The 22,122-nt window shown below is 42.5% G+C and carries 15 protein-coding genes and 1 pseudogene; 5 read left to right on the forward strand and 11 right to left on the reverse strand.

Features of this window, described 5'->3' with window-relative positions:
- Window positions 1-351: 351 nt before the first annotated feature.
- Entirely contained in the window at window positions 352-1,767 is a 1,416-nt protein-coding gene (locus V5804_RS14725) for an inorganic phosphate transporter (RefSeq protein WP_369592173.1), read from the forward strand.
- Between the two features lie 847 nt (window positions 1,768-2,614).
- On the opposite strand, the gene V5804_RS14730 is transcribed toward V5804_RS14725, so the two are convergent.
- The 8 genes from V5804_RS14730 to V5804_RS14765 form a co-directional block, all read right to left on the reverse strand.
- Entirely contained in the window at window positions 2,615-3,982 is a 1,368-nt protein-coding gene (locus V5804_RS14730) for an alpha-amylase family glycosyl hydrolase (RefSeq protein WP_369592159.1), read from the reverse strand.
- A 210-nt stretch (window positions 3,983-4,192) separates the two neighbouring features.
- Window positions 4,193-5,605, reverse strand: a complete 1,413-nt coding sequence (locus V5804_RS14735) for a glycosyl hydrolase family 28 protein (protein WP_369592160.1) — start codon at window positions 5,603-5,605, stop codon at window positions 4,193-4,195.
- Window positions 5,606-6,007: 402 nt separating this feature from the next.
- Complete coding sequence (locus V5804_RS14740; RefSeq protein WP_369592161.1) at window positions 6,008-6,907, reverse strand: hypothetical protein; 900 nt, start codon at window positions 6,905-6,907, stop codon at window positions 6,008-6,010.
- Between the two features lie 91 nt (window positions 6,908-6,998).
- Window positions 6,999-8,378, reverse strand: coding sequence for an alpha-amylase family glycosyl hydrolase (locus tag V5804_RS14745; RefSeq protein WP_369592162.1), 1,380 nt, complete (start codon window positions 8,376-8,378; stop codon window positions 6,999-7,001).
- Window positions 8,379-8,421: 43 nt separating this feature from the next.
- On the reverse strand, window positions 8,422-9,507 hold the full coding sequence (locus tag V5804_RS14750; RefSeq protein ID WP_369592163.1) for a SusE domain-containing protein: 1,086 nt from the start codon (window positions 9,505-9,507) through the stop codon (window positions 8,422-8,424).
- A gap of 158 nt (window positions 9,508-9,665) precedes the next feature.
- Complete coding sequence (locus tag V5804_RS14755; protein WP_369592164.1) at window positions 9,666-11,147, reverse strand: RagB/SusD family nutrient uptake outer membrane protein; 1,482 nt, start codon at window positions 11,145-11,147, stop codon at window positions 9,666-9,668.
- A gap of 8 nt (window positions 11,148-11,155) precedes the next feature.
- Entirely contained in the window at window positions 11,156-14,143 is a 2,988-nt protein-coding gene (locus V5804_RS14760; RefSeq protein WP_369592165.1) for a SusC/RagA family TonB-linked outer membrane protein, read from the reverse strand.
- A 675-nt stretch (window positions 14,144-14,818) separates the two neighbouring features.
- Window positions 14,819-16,525 carry a DUF6377 domain-containing protein gene (locus V5804_RS14765; RefSeq protein WP_369592166.1) on the reverse strand — a complete coding sequence of 569 codons (1,707 nt, stop codon included), beginning with the start codon at window positions 16,523-16,525 and terminating at the stop codon, window positions 14,819-14,821.
- A gap of 564 nt (window positions 16,526-17,089) precedes the next feature.
- Between V5804_RS14765 and V5804_RS14770 the strand changes: the two genes are divergently transcribed.
- Entirely contained in the window at window positions 17,090-17,398 is a 309-nt protein-coding gene (locus V5804_RS14770; RefSeq protein WP_369592167.1) for a hypothetical protein, read from the forward strand.
- Here the strand turns inward: V5804_RS14770 and V5804_RS14775 are convergent.
- Window positions 17,385-18,356: a right-handed parallel beta-helix repeat-containing protein gene (locus V5804_RS14775; RefSeq protein WP_369592168.1), complete on the reverse strand. Its 972-nt coding sequence runs from the start codon at window positions 18,354-18,356 to the stop codon at window positions 17,385-17,387. The genes V5804_RS14770 and V5804_RS14775 overlap by 14 nt on opposite strands.
- A 214-nt stretch (window positions 18,357-18,570) precedes the next feature.
- On the opposite strand from V5804_RS14775, the gene mnmH reads away from it, so the two are divergent.
- The 3 genes from mnmH to V5804_RS14790 are packed head-to-tail and all read left to right on the forward strand — an operon-like array spanning window position 18,571 to window position 21,181.
- Window positions 18,571-19,620 carry a tRNA 2-selenouridine(34) synthase MnmH gene (gene mnmH, locus V5804_RS14780; protein WP_369592169.1) on the forward strand — a complete coding sequence of 350 codons (1,050 nt, stop codon included), beginning with the start codon at window positions 18,571-18,573 and terminating at the stop codon, window positions 19,618-19,620.
- 4 nt (window positions 19,621-19,624) lie between these two features.
- The gene (gene selD / locus V5804_RS14785) at window positions 19,625-20,674 is read left to right on the forward strand and encodes a selenide, water dikinase SelD (RefSeq protein WP_369592170.1); all 1,050 of its coding nucleotides are present in this window, start codon (window positions 19,625-19,627) and stop codon (window positions 20,672-20,674) included.
- A gap of 27 nt (window positions 20,675-20,701) precedes the next feature.
- Window positions 20,702-21,181, forward strand: a complete 480-nt coding sequence (locus V5804_RS14790; protein ID WP_369592171.1) for a rhodanese-like domain-containing protein — start codon at window positions 20,702-20,704, stop codon at window positions 21,179-21,181.
- A 31-nt stretch (window positions 21,182-21,212) separates the two neighbouring features.
- Here the strand turns inward: V5804_RS14790 and V5804_RS14795 are convergent, their stop codons facing one another.
- Both V5804_RS14795 and V5804_RS14800 read right to left on the reverse strand, forming a co-directional pair.
- The gene (locus V5804_RS14795; RefSeq protein ID WP_369592172.1) at window positions 21,213-21,821 is read right to left on the reverse strand and encodes a class I SAM-dependent methyltransferase; all 609 of its coding nucleotides are present in this window, start codon (window positions 21,819-21,821) and stop codon (window positions 21,213-21,215) included.
- Between the two features lie 163 nt (window positions 21,822-21,984).
- Window positions 21,985-22,122, reverse strand: a pseudogene (locus V5804_RS14800) (IS982 family transposase); the annotation flags it as partial.

Raw genomic sequence — 22,122 nt, forward strand, 5'->3', positions numbered from 1 at the left:
GGTGCTTTTACCTCAGACAACGCCCTTTTGAAACTGGTATACCTGATCGTACAGAATATCTCCGAAAAATGGGCCATGCCACTCCACAACTGGAACCTCACCTTATCTCAACTTTTTATTATGTTTGAAGACCGGATAAAAATGCACCTCAACAACAACTGAAAAATAACACTGACACAGTTCAGTTTACACTACCCTTTTTCAAAGAGATCATGTTTTCTTAACATGGATTTAACTTAGAACCAACATGAACTGTTGTAATTTGAGCATTATTATTTGAAAGCTAAACTGCTTTTTGTTGCACATCGGGCATAGTTTTTTAAAATCTTTATCGTTCAAATTATGCTCTTGGTGTTCAACGCAATCAGCCTTCCTTTTATCGGGGCAATCGGTTTAAGCGGTTTTATATTGATTGTATTTTTCATCTGTTTTTTTGCTGTGTTGGCCTTTGAGTTTGTCAACGGTTTCCACGATACGGCCAACGCGGTGGCAACGGTAATTTACACCAAAACGCTTAAGCCTTATCCGGCTATTGTGTGGTCTGGTCTGTGGAATTTCCTGGGTGTTTTTGTAATTGGCACAGCAGTAGCCATGAGCTTGTTAAAATTAGTGCCTTTAGAAAAGCTGGTTACTTTGCCTGTACAGGTTGGCGCGTGTTTGGTTATTGCCATTCTTTTAAGTTCCATTATCTGGAATTTAGGCACCTGGTACTTGGGCATTCCCTTATCAAGCTCTCATACGTTGATTGGGGCAATGGTAGGGGCAAGTCTCGGCTTTACTTATTATTACGGCGGTAGCGGCGTTAATTGGGACAAGGCCAAAGAAATTGCATTGTCCTTATTTATTTCCCCGGTAATTGGTTTTGCAGGTTCGGCTTTGCTGATGTATTTGGAAAAGAATTTTATCAAATCGAAAAGGTGGTTCCATGCACCAACAGGCGATGAGGATAAACCGCCTTTTGCAATCCGGGCATTATTGGTTGCCACCTGCACTTTAGTCAGCTTTTTTCATGGAAGTAATGACGGGCAAAAGGGCGTTGGTTTGATGATGCTGGTTTTAATAGCATTTTTACCTGCATCGTTTGCGCTGAACAAAACGGTCTCCAACGATAAAATACTTGCCCTATTAAACAATACAGAGGAAACTTTGCACAAAATACCTTTAGAAACCGGCAAACAAAAAGCGGTTGTTTTTAAATTGAAAACGCAAATAGAACAAGCCAAAACCCAATTATCAAAGCTAAATGCCAACAATATCAAGCAAAAGTTCGGATTCCGTAAACAATTACAAACCATAACAGGCGCTATAAAAACAGTGGCCGCCGATAAAGAAACCAGGTTGCCAGATCAATTAAAAAAACTGTTGGAAGCCGATCAAAAAGGTTTAGAAAAAGCGACCGATTTTGCACCGTTGTGGGTTCTTGCCGCTATTTCTTTGTCTTTAGGTTTAGGCACGATGATTGGCTGGAAACGCATCGTTGTAACCATTGGCGAAAAGATAGGGAATGAACACCTGAACTATGCACAAGGCGCCACTGCCGAAATTGTGGCCGCCGCTACCATTGGGCTAAGCACGGGGCTTGGCTTGCCGGTAAGTACAACCCATGTGCTTTCCAGCGGGGTTGCCGGTGCCATGGCAGCTTCAAAAGGTACAAAAACTTTAAATTTTAAAACTCTTCGGAGCATTGGTATTGCCTGGCTGCTTACTTTGCCTGCTGCTATTGTTTTATCTTTGCTTTTGTTTATATTCTTCCACCTTTTTGTTTGATCGTTACCGGTTAATTGTATCTATTGGCAAGATAAAATAACCATTAAAACGTTAGCAGAAAATTGTTTATAAAACAGTTATTGTTTCCCTGTACCCAATCTTTCTAAAACATAAAATTAAGCTAACAAATGCTTTACAAGAGGAACGTATGATCTGCTAATGAAAAACAGATTGACTGCAAAGTTATACAGACTGCAAAGTAAATTAAAGCATATCAGTATTTATAATGATGAAAACGGAAGCGCATTGTTTAAATATGCCATCGAATTTGAATTCCTGTTAAACACATTGTTAAAAATAAATTATTCGAAATACAGTCCTATTGTAGATGATTACAATCACGAGACCAAAAAATATTGTGAGTTGGTATGCGAGTTTAATGATGAAAACAACAGTGAAAAGGCTTTTTTGACTGTAAAAATGAAATATATTTATACATTGAAGAATGTATTAGGATTTTGAATGTCATTTATGAAAAATAAGTTTCGCACAAGAAATGGATAGGCCACTATAACCCTTACAGGTTAATTCATGTTTTAGACAGATTGTTGCCTATAATGCGTAAACGTTGACAGCATGATTTAGCCTGTGAAAACGCGTATTGCCCGGGGGTGATGCAAGGTAGGAAACTTTAATTTTCCCATGCTTCTTTTACCACATAAAAATCATTGGCTTATTGTACTTGTAGACGATCCAAATACCAAATTTACAGGCATAAAAGAAGTATGGTAAATTTTTATGACAGCAATTTAAACAGGCCGTAGTTCCTAAAGGTCCCCGTTCATCTGTTTAAAAAATACTGCAGCTTTTATTTGCCTTTTTTTCAGCCCTTGAGCCGCAAATTTCATTAATTCTTTAACACCATGTAGGAATAAGGCTCCAGGTTGACCGTGCTGCTTAAAGTTGTTTTGGCACCGGTAAAAGCATTTTTCCAGGAAGCGGATGCCACGGCGGCAGGAACGGTAAACGTTACCGGTTTGTTTCTCAGGTTAGAGATGACCAATACTTTTTCTGAACCGGCTTCCTTTGTAAAAGCACATATATCCTGATTGGTATAGGAAGTTAAATTTCCTCTTCTGATCGCGTTGCTTGCATTTCTGAAAGCGATGATCTTTTTATATTCAGCAGTTACATCCGGGTTGACCGCCCAATCAATTTTCTCGGAAGTGAACGGAAATTTTAACCGGTAGGGCGTTCCTACTTCCTGGCCGTTATAAATCATCGGAACGCCTTTCATGTAGGCAACAGCCACAAACGCAGCCATTGACCCCTTTTTGCCGCCAAACAGTTCTAAAGGTGTCCCATCTGAACTGTTGACATCATGGTTTGTAACGTACCTTACCGTTTGCTGGCCATCTGATGTACCGACATAGTTGGCCACATTTAAACTATCAATAGATTGAACCGATTTGTCCTTTTTATAAACTGCTTCTAAGTCCTCAAAAAAGTTAAAACCAAAATTATAATCGAAACCTGCGGTATAGTTGGCGGCACGTTGCCCTTCTGCCAGCATCAATAAATGATGTCCGGGGATATTTCTAAGCGAATCAATTGCCTGTTTCCAGAAATCAACGGGCGGGCCATCAGAATAATCACAACGGAAACCATCAACATTGGCCGTATATACCCAATATTTCATATCACTGATCATAGTTGCGCGCATATCGGCATTGGCAAAGTTTAACTGCGCAATATCGTTCCAGCCGTTAGGGCTGATGATTTTTCCGGTAGAATCCCTTTTGTACCAATCCTTGTTTTTCATCCAGGGGTTATCAAACGAAGTATGGTTGCCTACCCAGTCCAGCATTACGGCCATGTTTCTTTTGTGCGCGCCATCAACCAGAGCACGCAAATCTTTAAGTGTGCCAAATTCTGTGTTGATTCCCAAATAATCTTTAACGCAGTAAGGCGAATTGGTGCTTTTTAACACGCCAACCGGATAAATAGGCATCAAATAGATCAAATTGGCACCTAAGGCTTTGATCGAATCCAAACGTTTGGCAACCCCTTTAAAATCCCCTTCTTTGCTAAAAACGCGCATGTTTACCTGGTAAATGGTTGCATCGCGGCGGTCGGGTACATGGTTAAAAGGTTTGCCGTATTGTGGCGGGTGCTTTTCGTTTCGTGCCGGGCCTGATGTTTGGCCTATTGCATTAACAGGGCTGATACTGAAAGAAACAGCGATCAGCAGTAAAAAAATAATACTTCTTTTCATAATTTTAAAAGAACCACTTATGTATTTAAATATTGATTTGGTTTAATTTTATTTGGGCCAATTTAAATTTGTTCAGCTATTTCCCATGCTTCTTTTACCACCTAAAAATCATTGCCTTTTTTTGGTTTCTGTGCCGAATAATGTCTCGCACAGAATTTATGGGCATAAAAGAAGCATTCGTATTTTTTCTTGTGTAAACCTAAACGGCGCTTATTCTTTGGATATAACTTGTTGTGCGTTTTTTCCTGAAATGAATTTTATATCCTTGACAAATTCTATTTGAAAATCTCCGTCGTTAATGCCAGAAAGGGGTTTCCCTGCTAAAAAACAATGGTCAAAAGTGATGTCCTCGATCAGGTTGGTAGGGATTCCGGCGATCACAAATGGCTTGTTTGCATTCGCCCAACGGATGTTTTTTAAATAAACCCCCTTGATATTGCCAGGCCCGGCAGTTCCATACCTTCTGCCTTCGGTTACAATCAGTTCCAGGTTTTTGTATTCGATCTGGTTTTCAACCCGGATATCTTCAAAACGAATATTTTGGACCAAAGAAGGGCCATCAGAAACAATACTAAACCCGGAATGGCCTCCTGTTCTGCCCTGGCCGCTTGCAGAAAGAATATCACAGTTTTTTACCAGCACGTTTTGCACTAAACCTCCCTGCAGTTCAAACCCTAACGTAACGCCATCGGCGTGCGCCCAGCCTACCAGCAAACAGTTGGTTATAGTGATAGAATCTGTGTTGATGTTTTTAACGGTATCGCTACCAAATTTGCCCATGGATTTGATCGAAATACAATCGTCCCGGGTACGGATAAAGCAATCATTGATCTTAAAATCTTTGCAGGAAACGGGGTCAATGCCGTCAATCCCCCAAACGCCTTTGTAGCTAAAAACCTTTACGTTGTTGTAAACCGTATGCTCGCAATCAATAAGCGTATTGCTCCAGTTGGAAGTGTTACGGATGAAAACACCGCTTACATCAATATCAGAACTGCCGTAAACCCGGACATTGCCGTTTAGGATGCCTCTTCCCTCAATTTTAACGTTCTTCAGGTTTTTGCCCCGAACGTTGGCATTTACAACTGCCCCTCCGGCTATGTAAACCGTTTGGCCGCTCTTTAAGTTAATTTCACCCTCGTTATGGTTGCCTGGGCCAAAATATAAAACTGTAGCATCGCCGTTTTTAGGCAGATGTGTTTCTAAAGGGTTTGCAAAAATAGCTAAAGCAGGCAGGCCGGCAATTTCAATGTACAATTTTTGAGGGCCCGAAATGGTAAAGCTAAGCTCGCGCCCGTTTACCTTTGCTTGAACTGCCCGGCTTGCAGGCCCGATTTTATACTTGCCGATTTTGGAAGAGGCAACAACCGTAATTGCCTGCGGCCCGGAACAAGAAAAATTGGCCACATGCAGGTTTTCCATGCCGCCGCTGCCTATCTGTTCGGTCCAAACCGGAGTATTGTTTACCCTGACCGTAAAGTTTGCGCTGGTTTGCAGGCCGTCAGGTTTTGGATAGGTAACAAGTGTGCTTTTGGTGTTTGGCGGTGCGGCAAACAAACCTGGTTTCAGTGAAAATAAAACCAGAAAAAGGCTGATGGTTATGCGTATAGCTGTTTTAGACATATCTTTAAAATCGTTGTTAAAGCGGCTGTTTTGTTTATCCTGAAAAAGGCAATGCTTCTTTTATCCCTATAAATTTGGTATTGAAGTTGTTTAAATTTTTAACTGCCATCATCTTATTATTTGTTTGGTTTGATAAAGGACACACCCCTAACCCCTCTCGAGAGGGGAAGCACAGTTTGCTATCTTTCTAACGTTAAAAAGGTAGGCGCCATATTTCCCCTCTCGAGAGGGGTTAGGGGTGTGTTTCGCTTCCATATATTTAAAATAACATAGGGATAAATACCTGGACATAAATTTTAAACTACTTCATAACCTTGATTTGAAACAAAAGGAACACCCGGGCCAATGATTTTTATAGGGTAAAAGAAGTATCAGAAACAGGGTTTATCCAGCCTTTCTTTTTTAATTGTTAACCGTGTAATATTCATAGCTGATTTTCCAACTAACTTTTTGTCCGGGCTTTGCCCTTATTTTTATATAGGGTTCGGGGCACAAGGTTTTTAAGGATGACCAGAAAGCCAGTTTTGATATGGGGCGGTCTCCTGTAATTTTTACCCCTGCGCCTGTTTTTTGGTTTTCAATGGTTATATGGTAAGATGCCCCTTTACCATCCGTCAAATCTTTAAATGCGATGTATTTATCCTTCAGCTCCTTTAAAAATATAAGCTGGTTGTTTTTGATGCTTACATAAGCTTCCTTTCCATCCGGTTTTTCATGTAGGTCATCCGGAAAAGTAACCACAAAGCCAGGGCCGGTAGGCTGCCGGTCAATGACAAAAAAGTTGTGGTCATAAACCTCGGTTTCAATAGTTCTTTTACCTGTGTTTTTTAAAGTATGGGTAATAACCAGGATAGGCCGATGCTTTTTTAACCGGATGTTTTTCTTGTATTCATAAGCATATTCGTTTTCATTTAATGCCTGAAAAAACTTCACCTCATCAGGTTTTGATTTGACTTTCCAGTTTCCGTAGTTTAAAATGGCATAGGGCCTCATAAAGTTATAGGCCGAACTATCGGGCTTAACCAAAGCGCCTATGCCAATTTTAATAAACGTTTCCCCTGGTTTTGCCTCATCAAAACCCAGAGGGTCAAAAGCTTCGACAGGCCCCATAACAGCGTCGTGGCTTGTCGGGCTGTAGGTATCAATCCATTGGCCAAAATAAGTATGGCCTTTATAGCTCAAATCAGGGATAACACCTGCCCAGTCAAATCTCGGCCCGCGGTTGTAACCGGTTTGTTCATCGGGCAAATATACCGTGGCATCAATTATACCATTGGTGATTTTTGTTTCTGGCGGCTTCACAGTTGTTTGGGCACACACAGTTGAAATAGACAAAAAGAAAAATATACCACAAAGAGAAACTGTAGATATTTTTTTAATCATCGCCTATCAACTACTGCGTTAATACCATATGCTGATAGGGCTGTAAATACATTTGGCTGTTTAAAGTAACCGAAGCACCGGTAAAAGCATTTTTCCAACCGGAAGCGCTTAAATTTGCAGGCATCGTATAAGTAACCGCATTATTGCGCAGGTTGGCTATCACCAGTACCTTTTGGCTGCTTGTTGATTTCGTAAAAACGGCCACATCATCGCTGCTGTACTGGCTTAACTGTCCGTTTTTTACCGCATCGCTGCCTGCCCTGAAATTTAGGATTTTTTTGTACTCGGCAGTCATATCCGGGTTAGTGGTCCAGTCAATTGGATTATGGTAAAAAATGCTCAGGTCCCGTGTACATCCAACCTCTTGTCCGTTATAAATCATCGGGACACCTTTCATGTAAGCAGTTACTAAAAATGCGGCCATTGATCCTGTTTTGCCCCCGTAAACTGTAATCGGGCTTCCATCACTTGAATATACGTCATGATTGGTGATATACCTCATTACCTGAGAACCAGGCAATGCACCGGCAAATTCCGAAGTGTTTAAGTCCTGAAGTGTTGTAACAGATTTTGAATTGCCAAAAACACCGGCCTCAAGTGCAGTATAGTAGCCAAAGCCATATTTCATGTTAAAGCCTGCATTAAAATGATCGCTCCGTGCGCCTTCGGCCAGCATGATAAGCTTGTGTGTGGTGATGCTTCTTAATGCGTCAATTGCCTGTTTCCAAAAATCAAATGGAACATTATCTGCAAAATCACAACGGTAACCATCTATGTTTGCGGTAAAAACCCAATACTTCATGGCATCTATCATAGCTGTACGCATGGTCTGGTTGGTAAAATCCAATGCCGCAACATCTGCATAACCGGGAGGAGAAATGATATTGCCGGTGGCATCCTGCTTGTACCAACTTTTATTGCTGATCCAGGCATTGTCCCAGGAAGTATGGTTGGCAACCCAATCAAACATAACAGCCATATTTTTTGCATGTGCCGTATTCACTAAATTCTGTAAATCGGCCAAAGTGCCAAATTCAGGGTTGACTGCTTTGTAATCTTTAACCGCATACGGCGAACCCAAACCGCCTGCTGATTTAAGAACGCCTACCGGGTAAATTGGCAACAGATAGACCACATTGGCACCCAAAGCTTTAATAGAATCGAGCCTGGCGGTAACGCCTTTAAAGCTGGCATCACTGCTAAAAGCCCGAAGGTTTACCTGGTAAACGATAACATCCTGCGTGTTGGGCACATTGGCAAACGGCGTACCATATTGCGGATAAGAAGTATCAGAAACTGGTGTGTCATTGTTTTTTTTACAGTTGCTAAAAACAGTAACTGATAAAAGAAGCAGTACTTTAAATATATTCCGGTTTGTTATGAATCTCATAGTAGGTTAAATAGGATCAGGCAGTTATGCACTGCCTGATGGATTAGTTTTTATGGAGCGTATAATTATAGTTGCTTGGATCATGTAAATCCAAGGTGATGGTATAATTACCACTTACCGGTACGGTTATGTTTGTTATAGCAGGATTAGAGCCATAAATAGAAGCAGGGCTGTCGGAATAAGCTAATTTACCGTTGGCATCCAGGCCAAAATCAATGTTCCAGGCATTGTTCGCCCTGAATTTAAACGAGCCTGTTGAAAGCATATTGGCGGTAACCGTCCAAACTTGTTTTGCGGCATCATAGGTAAGCTGTGTATCTGTACTCCAGCCGCCTGGTGTCGCGTCGCCTAATATAGACCAGGTAGTTTTGGTATAAGTCCAGGTATTGGTATTTAAATTTGCAGAAAGTTCGTAATAACCGGCATCCGGTACTTTCAGCCCTGCCGCTGCACCATCCGTTGAAAGCATTCCATTACCGCCATCGCCATAGTTGATATGGTTCCAGTCCTTGGCGTTTGTATATTTAAAATAATAAGTCCCTCCGGCAGGTATGTTGATATACCCATCGTAAATATTGTTAAATTTTAATGCTGCCAAGGTAGGGGCTGAGGGCGGGCTCCATCCCTGATAATCGCCCGGGATGTATAAAAGCGGGTAAGTGGCAATTAACTGGTGCGGGTTTACACTCACAGTAACTGCTTTTGAATAAGCATACCGGTCCTGATAGGCCAATACCCGGAAAGCCAAATTTCCTGCTGTGCCTGGTGTAAGGCCAAGAGACGTCGCAAGGGTGTTTAAATCTGCCCCTTTGTAGGATTTGCTTAAAACATCATTGCCTACAACCACGCTTGTGGCATTGGCCCAGGCGTTATTGCCTACGGTATCGGCAGGGATATCTGCCTGGAGCGTGTAAGTTACCGATGCTTTAACCGGATAAACAACGGCTGGCCAGGAAAGGGTCAACACGGCAGAGGAGTCGTTTTTGGATGTGAGCGTTGCAGAAGTTGCAGAAGCCTTTATGGCCGAACTAAAAGAAACTGGCTGCAAAGTTGTTAAGGTAGCCTCTTTTTTACAGGAGACAGTAAAAAGAAAACCGAGCAGGAAAATACTGTAAATTATTTTTTTCATAATGAAATGATTGATAGAACGCATTAAAAATCTGTTCTGCTTATTTTAGATGCTTCTTTTACCACCTAAAAATTGGTGAAGTGCTGCCTTTGCTTTATTTAGGCTGGGGCGCATACCAATTTTTAGGTGGTAAAAGAAGCATGATAAGATTACAACTGTTAATATCCCGGGTTTTGTACTAAAGTTGGGTTAGCGTTAAGTGCACCGGTTGGTATCGGGAAGATAAGCCGGTAGGCAGGCGTTGTTTGAACAAAACCATGCGGCAGCAAAAACTTGCCAAACCGAACCATGTCCTGCCTGCGGTGGCCTTCCATATTCAACTCAAAGCCCCTTTCGTCATAAATATTATCCAATGTTGGTGTGGCAATAGGGCCTAAACCTGCCCTGTCTCGCACCTGGTTGATAAATGGTGCTGCCGCTGCCGCGTTCCCTAAACGAACGTTGCATTCTGCCTGCATCAACAAAACGTCGGCATACCGGTAGATAGGGAAGTCGTTTGATTCGCCGCTGGCATCCGAAGGTGCTACCGGGAAAAACTTGACATTCCTTACGCCTTCATTTGGCCCTGCACCAGGAGAAATGATGGACGATACCGATGCAGTATAAGTAATGCCACCTAACTGTGGGCCAACCAAAAACTGTTTTCTCCTGATATCGCTGGCATCATACTTATTATAAAACTCTTCGGGGATAATTGTACCGTTCCAGCCGGAAAAGCCAATCAAAGCCACACCATTCGGGCCGTTCAGGCTCCTGATGGCGTAAATGTTGCCGCTAACAATATTTTGGGTGATAAACTCGGCCAGGATGGTTTCATCGTTAGGGCAAGTATTTCCAAACAACTCGTAGTACTGGTAACCCAACGGACTGGCTGAATTAGCACTTCCCGGGTGCAATGCAAACCCACCGGATGCCACTTTGTTACAAGCGGCCAAAGCATCGGCCCAAGCGGCAGTACCGGTATATACCTGGGCATTCAAATAAACTTTTGCCAGTACCATGTAGCCGGCCCATTTATTAAAACGGCCATAGTAAGTACCGCCCCTGGTTTCAGAAAGCAAATCAACATTGGCTTTCAATTCAGATACGATAAAACTATAAACATCGGCCCTTTTTTTCTGTGGGATTTTAGAAACATCAACGTTATTGTCGGTATAAAAAGGCACATCGCCAAAATCATCTATCAACAAATAATATAGCCAGGCACGTATCACTTTAGCTTCCGCAATTTTAGAAGGGTCGGCTTTCGCTGTTGTAAGCTGGGCCACGGCCAAGTTTGCACTATAAATAGAAGAATACGCCCAGTTCCAGGTATTGTTGATGATGCCAAGGCTTGGCAATGCGGTATGGGTGTACAGTTGGGCAAAATCAAGCTGCCAGTCGCCCGTATTACGGTGCGGTATTACCTGCTCATCGGATGAAAAAGAGTTAAGGTCGTACCAGCAGTTGTCGCGGCCGGCGTAGTTGCTGCCCCAGGTACCTGTGATTTTTGCATACACATTGGCCAATGCATTATCAGCACCGGCAGGTGTAGAGTAAAACTGCTGGGCAGCATACTTATCATACACATTTTCATTAACCTTGGTGCAGCTTTGGGCAGCAAGGCCAAGAATAAAAATACTGATTAATATTTTTTTCATTATTATAACTATTTTAAAATAACATTTAAACCAACGGAGAAAGTACGGGTACGGGGATAATAATTACCAAAATCACCGCCTGTTGAAACTACACCATTAACAGAATTGGTACTCACATCTATCTCAGGATCTAGGCCTTTATATTTAGTAATCAATGCCAGGTTTTGACCGGTTAAGGATAACCGTAAAGCGCTAATATATTTAACTTTAGTTAGATTAAATCTGTACCCTACAGAAAGATTTTCCCATCTTAAAAACGAACCATTCTCTAACCAGATATCTGAACCATATTGGGAAGAAGCTATCCCTAAAGGGATGGCACTTTCCAATAAGTTTGCTTTACCTAAATTCTGTTCTAAACTTAGTGTCTGGCGTAAGCCGTTGTATATTTTGTTACCTCCCGAACCGCGCCAAACCATCGAAGCATCAAAGTTTTTATAACTGAAGCTTGGGGTAAAAGCATAATTGTATTTAGGCAAGGATTGCCCTTCGCTTATCCTGTCTTTACTTTGATTGCCCTGGTCAATTACCCCGTCTTTATTCTGGTCAACAACGGTTTCTGCATTATTGGCATCTTTTCCTAAATGTTGTAGAATAAGAAAGGAACCAATAGGTTTGCCTACAACCAAATAAGCACTTGGACCATAGCCAACATAGTTCGTAGGTATATCATAGCCTTGTATATTACCGCCCAGGCTTAACACCTTGTTTTGCAATAAAGTTCCATTACCGGCAAGGGTTAATGTGGTGTTGTTGCTTTTAATAACCGTATAGCTTAATGTAAGTTCCAAACCGCGGTTTTGTAAACTGCCAACATTTGCCAATATATTGGTGGTTAAGAACGGCCCTTGAAGCGGTACGTTATAATTGAACAAGAGGTTGTCTGTATTAGCGGTAAACACATCAACAGTACCGGTAAGCCGGTCGTTAAGAAATCCGAAATCCAAACCGGCGTTTGCCTGCTTTTTGGTTTCCCATTTTAAATTTGGGTTTGCATTTTGGGTGGCAGCATAATTGGGGATAACTGTACCGCCAAAATAAGCGGTGCCTGCCTGTCCTACCAACGCAATAGAATTTTGCGGGCCAATTCCCTGCTGGTTACCGGTAACACCATAGCCGACACGGAATTTAAGGTTACTGAACAGGTGCTGGTTTTTCATAAAATCTTCCTGGTCAACCCGCCATGCCAATGATGCGGAAGGAAAGTTTCCCCATTTATTGTTAACCCCAAACACCGTTGAACCATCCCTCCTGAAACTTGCGGTAAGCAGGTAACGATCATTGTAGGAGTAATTAACCCTGCCCAATATAGAAACCAGCCTTCTGTCATTTTTATAGGAAGAAATATCACCTTGAAAAACTTTTGAAATATCGCCCAATTGTAAAGCATTATAACTTGCGAGATCATTTACAAAGCCTCTGGCCTGTGTAAAACTACCATTGTAAGTTTGTGCCTGCCACTCATATACGGCAGTTGCATCCAGGTGGTTTTTACCAAAATCATGTTTGTAACTTAAATTAATGTCCATTAATTTTTCGTCCGTATGATCATTGTGGATATTTCCAATTCCGTTATAATCAATAGCTGTCTGGACAGTTGAGGCAGCAGGTAAATAATAACCAGAGTTAAAATCAATTTTTCTCCAACTGCCAAACCATCCGGCCGATAACCCTTTATAAATATCCAGGTCGCCTCTTAAACTAGTAAAAAGGTTATTGGTGGCGCCATTGTTTTGAACAGTTTTGGCAACTGCATAAGGGTTGGTGTAATGAAAAACATTTGGGTCCCGGTAATAAGTCCCATCCGTATTAAATACAGGGTCGGTTGGCCTTGCTACATTGGCTTGATTGATTAAAATTGAACTAAAAGCATTATTGCCTACACCTGTAGGACTATAAGTGGAGTTATTAATGCCACTGTTTACGTTCATGGTAATGGTCAGTTTATCATCCAAGGCTTTTTGCGTTGCAGTAATCCGGCCGATATAATTTTGGTATTTTGAATTGATAACCACACCGGTTTGGCCGATAGCCGTTACAGATGCGCGGTAATTAAACGAATTGGCACCGCCGCCAATAGCCAGGGTATGGTTTTGGGTAAAACCGTTTTGTGTAAGCAACTTGTACCAATCAGTATTTGAGCCGTGGTTTGCGGAAACATTTACGCCCAACAAGTTGGCCTGGTTTGACCACTCGTCTGCATTTAATACGTGTAACTTTTTAGGGATTATATCCAAAGAGCTGTTTTCGGTATATTCAATACTGGTTTTGCCGGCAGCAGTCTTTTTGGTAGTGATAATGATAACGCCAGGCGCACCGCGTGAACCGTAAATAGCCGTGGCAGAAGCATCCTTTAATATATCCACTGTGGCTATTTCGCTTGGCGGTACCTGGTTCAACAGGTCTATGTTCCCCTGTACGCCATCAACCACTACCAATGGGTCATTACCGCCTTGAAGCGAAGTAATACCACGGATACGCACGGATGGCGCAGAGCCCGGCTCACTGCCAACCTGTGAAATGTTTACGCCTGCTGCTTTGCCTGCAATTTGCTGCAATGGGTTGGTAATTGGCCCCGGGTTTAAATCCTTGCTTCCAAGATTTGTTACCGCACCCGTTACGTCCGATTTTCTAACCGTTCCATAACCAACTACCACCACTTCACTTAATGATTGCGAGGTTGGCTGCACCTGGAAATTAGCCTGTATATTGGCAGTTCCGCTAACGGTTACCGATTTTTTGAGGGGAGTGTAACCTACAAACTGGGCAGTTAAACTGTAAGTGCCGGGTTGTACACCGCTTATACGGTAGTTGCCGTCCACATCGGTTGTAGCACCCAGGGTAGTGCCGTCTATGGTTACGCTGGCACCGGGCAGGGGCTGGCTTTTTTCGTCAATAACCCTTCCGGTAATGGAGGCATTCTGTGCAAAAGCGATAAAAGCATTGATTAAAAACAGCATGGTCAGGCCATACTTAAAAAAGTAGATTCTCTTCATTCTCAATTTTTCTTTAAATTTTAGGTTGTTACAACTGTTTACTCCAGGTGTATTATAATTGTTACCTCAAAGTAAACGAGGTTTAAAGATTTTAGCAAATGCGATTGACCGCAATATTAAAGAAAGGGCAATCAGTTTAAGCTTATTCTCCTCAATATCAACTTATTAAAAATAAAAAACAAGGAAAATTATATAGATAATTATAAGGTAAAAAAGATGAGTTGAAGCAGCTTTTGGGTAGCGGCAGGTTAAGGTATTACCGGGTTTGTTTTCCCATGCTTCTTTTACCACATAAAAACGAGGTTGTTTAAACTTTTTAATAAGAAGAAAGGATATAAACCAGGCATGTGAAACCAATTCATCCCCCTTGCCCCCTTCAAAGGGGGAAGCCTGTCGCCTACCTTTCTAAAGCTTAGAAATTCGAAGAAGGAACGATGCACGCCCTGGCCCTTTTCCCCCTTCGAAGGGGGCCAGGGGGATGACCTTAATTTTTACCCGATAAAAGAAGCACCCCAAAAATAAGTTTAAACAACTTCAACCTGTGAAATTTATCCCGCTGTTTTTGAAACAACAGCCAAAACACACTGATTTTTATGTGGTAAAAGAAGCATTGGCGTTTTTTTGAGCCGGAATGCGGCAACCTTAAATCAACCTAAAATTAAAATTAGGCTTAGCTTATTCTTTAACGGCTTTTATGGCGATCACCCGGTCTTCAAATTCATCGTTCGGCAAGAATGACCTGTTTTTTACTTTGGTTTTGTAGGTATAGATCGTATTGACCGAGTAGTTTAAAATTTTGGCTATCGTTTCATTGTCATCAATACCCAGCCTGATGAGTGCAAAAATGCGCAGTTCTGTGTTAAGCAGTTGGTTGTCGTGCAAATGCACCTGGTGCTCGGCATCAAACAAAGTATTAAAATCTTCAATAAAATTGGGGAACAGGTTCAAAAAAACCCGGTCAAAGCTGTTGGACAAGCTTTCGCGCTCTAAACCGATGTTTAATTTGTTCAAAAACAGCGGCACTTCATCATACCGTTTTTCCTTCACAACTTTTTCGATGGAACGCTTCAGCCGGTCAATTTTTTCGATGTAGCTGGAGTGCACGTTAAAAAAATAGCCAATGTATTCATCCTTGATCATGTTGGCCTCGTCCAGCTTGCTGTTCATGCTGGTTAAAGACCGGTTTGCAACATCCAACGCTTCGTTTGCCTGGGTAAGTGCTTCGTTTGTGGCATTTAGATCAATGTTTTTATTAAATATCACCTGATCTGCAATGCGGAGTTTTTTAAGCTGCTTTGATGTGATCACCGAAAAAATGATCACGATTACAACTAAGAAACTGATGATAGAAGCAAAGATGATCAACGATTGCTTTTGTTTTTCGATACTGTTGATCCGCTCGCTTTCGATTACGGGCAGTATGCTGCTGATCCTGGCCTCGCGGTGCCTGGCACCATAAAAATTGGCATCCGTTATGGCATTGTTGATATAGTTATAGGCCAGCTTGGTGTTTCCCTCTTTAAAATAGTAATTGGCAAGCTCGGTCAGCGCAACCGATTCTTTGATGGAATGTGCATTATCAATAATGGCTGCATTTAACAGTGCCGATACGCCGGGCTGCGGCTGCTTCAACCTGAAATAGGCATAACTTAAACTGCTTAAATTGATTGCGCTGTCTTGGTAAGACTGGTGGATTTTGAGTATTTTGGTATAGGCTTCCAAGGCTGCCCGGAAATCAGCTTTACGAATTGATTTCAACCCGATAGCGGATAAAGACTGGTAGGAGTTTTGCCCGCTGTTTTTAACCACCGAATCACAATATTGCAGCCCTGTTAAGTTGTACTTCACGTAGTAATCGCTTATCCGGTTAAAATCGGCCATGTCAAAATAACTTCTTGCTTTCAAAAACAGAAAGTCTGCGCGTTGCCGGGCGTTTAAATGTTGCGGTTCAACGGCGTTTAAAGTATCCAGGCCCTCTTTAAACAAACCCGCCGATACCAAAACAAAGCCCATCTGTACTTTAGAATAATTTATTTTGTTAATGTCTTTTAGCAAATAAGCAGATTCGTTCAGCTTTTTGCAGTACACATAAGCAGAATCATGGATAAAAGATTTGTAGGCGTTGAACAATTTTTCGTAATTATCATAGCGGCTGCTCAGCGAGGAGAAGTTTGCCAAAAGCCCTTTTTTTATTTTTTTTATTTCGGTCATCCGGTTTTGGTCATATAATGCCTTGTTGCCGAGTTCCCGGTTCAAAACCTGCTGTAAACTATCCGCTTTGGTTGCTGCTTTGGATGGGTTTGCCCATAAAATCCCCATAAAACTAAAAGCAAGCCCAAGCCATTTGATATTTTTAAGCTTACAACCAACGTAAATTGCCATAACTGAAACCATAAAAAATTTATCTGAAATTCAAAATTAAGGTTTCTATTTTGTTATTGAACAGGCAGAAACCGACCGGCTGCCAATTTGGTATGATGAAGGCCCGTGCTATTTTTATACTTCAGCATAACTAATTTTAGGGCCTGTTTAAATTTGTGCCAGAAAAAATCCCGATGCTTCTTTTACCCTATAAATTTTGGTGTTTTAATCACCCGGGTTGTTTAAACTTTTATTATTCATTACCTCGTTTATGTATATATATTTATTAAAGGACACACCCCTGACCCCTCGAGAGGGGAAGCATGGCCTGCTATCTTTCCAACGTTTGGAAAGGCGTCGTTTGCAGGTTCCCCTCTCGAGAGGGGTAAGGGGGTGTATCCTTTATTTTTATGCCATAAAAGAAGCATCCTGAATTAAGTTTAAACAACCTAATCCTACACAAATCGAAAAACCAACACTCATCAATTTTCAGGCGATAAAAGAAGCATAGGAACCTTGATAAGTAAATTTTAAACAAGCACTTAAATAAATTCGTTTGCATGAATGGAATGCTTGATTCAACTTATGGAAGACCTTGTTTTTTTAACCAACCGTTATAAGCAACTGTTAAACCAAATACTACCGGCATCGTTTACAAAGCCGGTCAGGTATAACCATTGCTTTAACCGGATTATCTTAGACTGGCTTTTTCAGGATGTATGGTACCGGCATTTGGATCAATCAAAAACGGCCATCAGCCAGTTAGATAAAATGCAGTTGCAAAAAATGGTGGAGCGGATGGAGCAGTGGCTGCAACATCCTGATTTGCTTTTCGAGGACAATCAAAAGTCTTTAGCCTGGCGAAAAAATAAAAATCCCGCTACTTCCCGCTGACCAACCTTTGCGGCAGCATGTTTTCGTTCAAAGTTTTATCGCCCAAAATGTTGCCGCCGTTTTCCCAGCCTTCGGGCTTTTGGCTTTGGTCGGCCAGCCACCAGTTGTTATTGTAGTTGGCGGCGTTGTAAAAGTTGATCCGGTTTCCCTTCACCACCGCATGGCTAATTTTGTAGCCGCCAATCGCGTTCACATACAAACCAACATTGGTAAAAGGCTGGGATTTGCCATAAATCCTGTTGTTGATGATGCTGATATGGTTGCCGCCGGCAATTGCCATTCCGTATTCGCCGGGGTTGACCAAAATATTGTCTTTGGCAATTTGGTAGCTTCCACCATTATCGCCCAGTATAATACCACCGCCCGAACTGGACGGGCCGCCGCCCCGGATCCAATTCCCAATCACTTTGATCGGGCTTTCGGCCGTGCCGCGGCTTTTGTACAGGTTGATGCAGTCTTCCGGTTTCCCCTCGCCCAAAATATTTTCGCCCTTGTTGTAACTTATGGAGCAGCCCGCGCCTTCCACCGTGTTAAACTGCACATATTGTCCGCCAGGCATTGGGCCAAGCATGTTCAGGAACTGGTTATGTTCTACCACAATCCCGCCCTGGCAATGATCGGCCAGCACGCCTGTTACCACATGGTCAAAAAAATTGTTTTCAATGGTGATGTTGCGGCAATTGTACAGGTAAATGCCCCGAATTTTGCCGTTAACAAATCGGCAGTTGCTGATGCGGATGTTAGCACAATTGGTAAGCGTAATGCATGTTTCTTTTGCGCCCGAAATCGTTTTGCCCTTGATTTGCAGGTTGTGGGCACCGTTTAGATTGATCACTTCGCTGCCAGCAAGTTGGTCAAAGTTTTCGGAATAAGGCCACTGCACAAACCGCTGGTCATCTTTTCGATCACTCTTCTGATATTGTAATTCGATAGGTTGGTGGTTTGTTGGTAATGCCATGCGTGAAGGTACGATTTGTAATGCTGGTCTTATTTAGTTTGTTGTTTATTTTAATGCTTCTTTTACCGCCTAAAAATTGGTGAAGCTTTTGGTTGATTGTTCATTGATGATAGCCGTAGCAAATATCAACACCAAATTTATAGGGATAAAAGAAGCATGGTGATTATTAAATAATGGGTTACATTTATAACCTGTTAACCTTAACCTAACCGTTATGACCCATCCGATTTCGGTAGATGATTTTATCCGGCTGCCCGAGCCTGTGCCTTTGGCCGATGTGCGTACGCCCGCCGAATTTTTGCAGGGCCATGTTCCCGGCGCATTTAACCTGCCGTTGTTCAGTAATGAAGAACGCGTAAAAGTCGGCACCACTTATAAACAGGGCAGCCGCGAAGAAGCTATCCTTTTGGGCTTTGATCTGACCGGGAATAAATGGTCGGGTTTTATCCGCGAAGCGTTAAAAATGGCTCCGCAGAAAAAAATAGCGGTGCATTGCTGGCGCGGCGGAATGCGAAGCGGTGCCATGGCCTGGGCACTCAACCTATACGGTTTTGAGGTTTATTTGATCACCGGCGGTTATAAAAACTATAGAAGATGGGCATTAAAACAGTTTGAAACGCTGTACGAACTTTGCATTTTGGGCGGCATGACGGGTTCGGGCAAAACAAAAATCCTGCAACAATTTAAAGCTTTGGGCGAACAAATCATTGACCTGGAAGAACTGGCACAACACCAGGGTTCCTCTTACGGAACACTTGGCACATTGATCCAGCCCACGCAGGAACAGTTTGAAAACAACCTGGCCTTTGCCTTGTCCCAACTAAATAAAAACCGCAGAATTTGGGTGGAAGACGAAAGCCTGACCATTGGTAAACGTTTCATTCCCAACCCTTTTTGGCACCAAATGCGCCAGTCGGTTTTGGTTGAAATGAAAGTTCCTCATGCACAACGAACCGAAAATTTAGTGAAAGAATACGGCCGGTTAAATAAAGAATTTTTGATCGAATGTACACAACGTATCGCAAAACGGCTGGGGCCAGAGCAAACGCGCGATGCCATTGCTGCTATCAGAGAAGACCGGATGGAAGATTTTATAAAACTCGTGCTGGTTTATTACGATAAAACTTACCAGGTTGGGTTATCTAAACGAAACAAAGAAAATGTTTTTCCGCTTGCAATAGAAGGTGCCGACGTAGCTGCCCAGGCAAAAAGTATTTTAAACTTTGCAAGTAGCTTAGTGGCATCTGCACAAAGCGCACAATAAAAAAATGGATATAAAAGAAGTAAAACTGACCCAATACTCGCATGGTGCCGGTTGCGGTTGCAAAATAAGCCCGGCCGTTTTGGATAAAATTTTGCACAGCCCGGTTGCTGCCCCGCCGGATGCCCGTTTGCTGGTGGGCAACGATAAACGCGATGATGCCGCGGTTTTTGATCTGGGCAACGGCACGGCGCTGATTTCCACCACCGATTTTTTTATGCCGATTGTGGACGATCCGTTTGATTTTGGGCGGATTGCTTCAGCCAATGCCATCAGCGATGTGTATGCCATGGGCGGAAAGCCAGTTTTGGCGATCGCGATTTTAGGCTGGCCGATTGACAAGCTTCCTGCCGAAACCGCGCAACAGGTGCTGCAAGGCGCAAGGGCAATTTGTGCCGAAGCAGGCATCACATTGGCGGGCGGCCACAGCATTGATTGTCCGGAACCCGTTTTTGGCCTTGCTGTGAACGGATTGGTGAACATCCATCAGCTTAAACAAAATTCCACGGCAACGGCTGGCTGCAAATTGTATTTAACGAAAGCTTTAGGCGTCGGCATTTTATCTACCGCGCAAAAACGAGGATTGCTTTTGCCCGAAGATGCAGCTATCTCCTTAAAAAGTATGGTTACGCTGAATAAATTAGGAGAAGCATTTGCCGGATTAAACGGCGTAAAAGCTATGACGGATGTAACCGGTTTCGGCCTTTTGGGCCATCTTTCCGAAATGTGCGAAGGGAGCGGTTTATCCGCAGTGATTGAGTTTGATCAAGTGCCGGTGATTGCTTCTTTGCCATATTATTTGTCGCAAGGTTGTATCCCCGGCGGGATGCAGCGCAACTGGAGCAGTTATGGCCATAAAGTAAGCCTGTTGACCGATTATCAAAAACAAATTTTGGCCGATCCGCAGACCAGCGGCGGTTTATTGGTTGCTGTGGAAGAAGAAAGTATCGTAGAATTTGAGCAGCTTTTAATAAAACATCAACTTCCCGAAAACCTGATCTCGCCCTTTGGCTGGCTGAAAGAAGCCGACGAAAAATATTTAATTTCTGTAATTTAACATCTTTAACCCAATACTTCTTTTACCATGCAAAAATTAGTGAAGATTATCGTTTTAATTGGCCTTGTTTCAACCTTGATCTGCCAAAAAATCCACGCGCAAACTTCCCCGGCACCAATGCCTGTTTTGGGCGTAAGCAACCCCTGGACAGAAAAACAGGTAATGGAGCCAGCGGTTTTGGCTGCCATGATTGATGATGCTAAAGCAGAAAAACCGCTGCTATTAAATATTGGTGCGGTGGGTGATATTAAAGGCGCAAAACATATTGGTGCGGTGAGCAAGGCAGAAAACATGCAAAAGCTAAACAACGCTATCCGTGATCTGCCTAAAAACACGCCTATGGTTATTTACTGCGGATGTTGCCCGTTCAGTAAATGCCCAAACATTCGGCCTGCTTTTACGGCTTTGCAAAAACAAGGATTTACCAACATCAAAGTGCTTGATTTGCCGGTTAATTTGAAAACTGACTGGAGCAGCAAAGGCTATCCTTTGGCCGGGGAAAAATAGGAGCAGGGCTTGGTTTTTGCAGAAATGAAGCTTATTGTTTTTGCATGCACCAAGTCGTCATACAGCGTAAACCCTGAACGTTGGTTGTTTTGATAGGCTCGAAAAGCAGGCCGTTCAGTTCGTTGGTATAATCCAGTAAGAGTTGCTCGTTCACCAAAAAGCGTTCGGAGCCATCGGGCAACAAATAGCGTCCGTTGCCCAAAGCCTGTACCAAAGTTTCGATGCCAATATCAGAGGCCAGCCGGGCAAATAAATAACCGCCGGGTTTGATTGCCCGCCAAATATCGCTGAGCATTTGGTCAAAATGGTTTTCATTCCTGGCAAAATGAAGCACCGCGCTGCAAATAACCAGGTCAAAAAAACCGTTTTCAAATGGCAACTCTTCGGCTGCTGCAACGTTGAAATTTGTTAAAGGGTTGTTTGGTGCCAGGCTTCGCGACAAGTTTTGTACGGCTGCTATCGCTTCCGGATCCAAATCAACTCCGTAAACTTCAAACCCGTTCCTTAAAAAATAAACCAGGTTTCGGCCGCCGCAGCCAACGTCAAGCACGGTTTTAACATCGTCAAAGCGTCCTTTCAGCAACTGGTCAAACAGGTAAATGTCTATATTGCCGTAAAGCTGCTGCAGGTTGTTTTCCATAATTGATATAGCAATTTGCGCAAAGGTAAGCGGCAAAGTTATTTAACCATGCTTCTTTTATCACCTAAAAATTGGTGATGTACATCAACCTGAAAAATCAAAAAACGGATGCCACCAATTTTTAGGCGATAAAAGAAGCATGGAAACTATTTAACTCAAATTGTTAGTTAGGTATTATTTTGTCAAGGGTAAAAGCAAACACGAACAAGGTGATTTTCAACAGCCATCCTTTGAAAGTTACTGCATGAAGTTTTCTGAGAAACAAGCCTTTGATCTCGCTAATTGTTGTTTCGATCCGTTT

Origin of the sequence: Mucilaginibacter sp. (assembly GCF_041088075.1) — a bacterium.
GTDB lineage: Bacteria > Bacteroidota > Bacteroidia > Sphingobacteriales > Sphingobacteriaceae > Mucilaginibacter_A.

Coding starts and splice junctions, on each gene's coding strand:
- V5804_RS14730 (WP_369592159.1), bottom strand. CDS start 3,982: ATGAAAAGAAGTATTATTTTTTTACTGCTGATCGCTGTTTCTTTCAGT.
- V5804_RS14775 (WP_369592168.1), bottom strand. CDS start 18,356: ATGGCATTACCAACAAACCACCAACCTATCGAATTACAATATCAGAAG.
- V5804_RS14745 (WP_369592162.1), bottom strand. CDS start 8,378: ATGAGATTCATAACAAACCGGAATATATTTAAAGTACTGCTTCTTTTA.
- V5804_RS14760 (WP_369592165.1), bottom strand. CDS start 14,143: ATGAAGAGAATCTACTTTTTTAAGTATGGCCTGACCATGCTGTTTTTA.
- V5804_RS14755 (WP_369592164.1), bottom strand. CDS start 11,147: ATGAAAAAAATATTAATCAGTATTTTTATTCTTGGCCTTGCTGCCCAA.
- V5804_RS14765 (WP_369592166.1), bottom strand. CDS start 16,525: ATGGCAATTTACGTTGGTTGTAAGCTTAAAAATATCAAATGGCTTGGG.
- mnmH (WP_369592169.1), top strand. CDS start 18,571: ATGACCCATCCGATTTCGGTAGATGATTTTATCCGGCTGCCCGAGCCT.
- V5804_RS14750 (WP_369592163.1), bottom strand. CDS start 9,507: ATGAAAAAAATAATTTACAGTATTTTCCTGCTCGGTTTTCTTTTTACT.
- selD (WP_369592170.1), top strand. CDS start 19,625: ATGGATATAAAAGAAGTAAAACTGACCCAATACTCGCATGGTGCCGGT.
- V5804_RS14735 (WP_369592160.1), bottom strand. CDS start 5,605: ATGTCTAAAACAGCTATACGCATAACCATCAGCCTTTTTCTGGTTTTA.
- V5804_RS14770 (WP_369592167.1), top strand. CDS start 17,090: ATGGAAGACCTTGTTTTTTTAACCAACCGTTATAAGCAACTGTTAAAC.
- V5804_RS14795 (WP_369592172.1), bottom strand. CDS start 21,821: ATGGAAAACAACCTGCAGCAGCTTTACGGCAATATAGACATTTACCTG.
- V5804_RS14790 (WP_369592171.1), top strand. CDS start 20,702: ATGCAAAAATTAGTGAAGATTATCGTTTTAATTGGCCTTGTTTCAACC.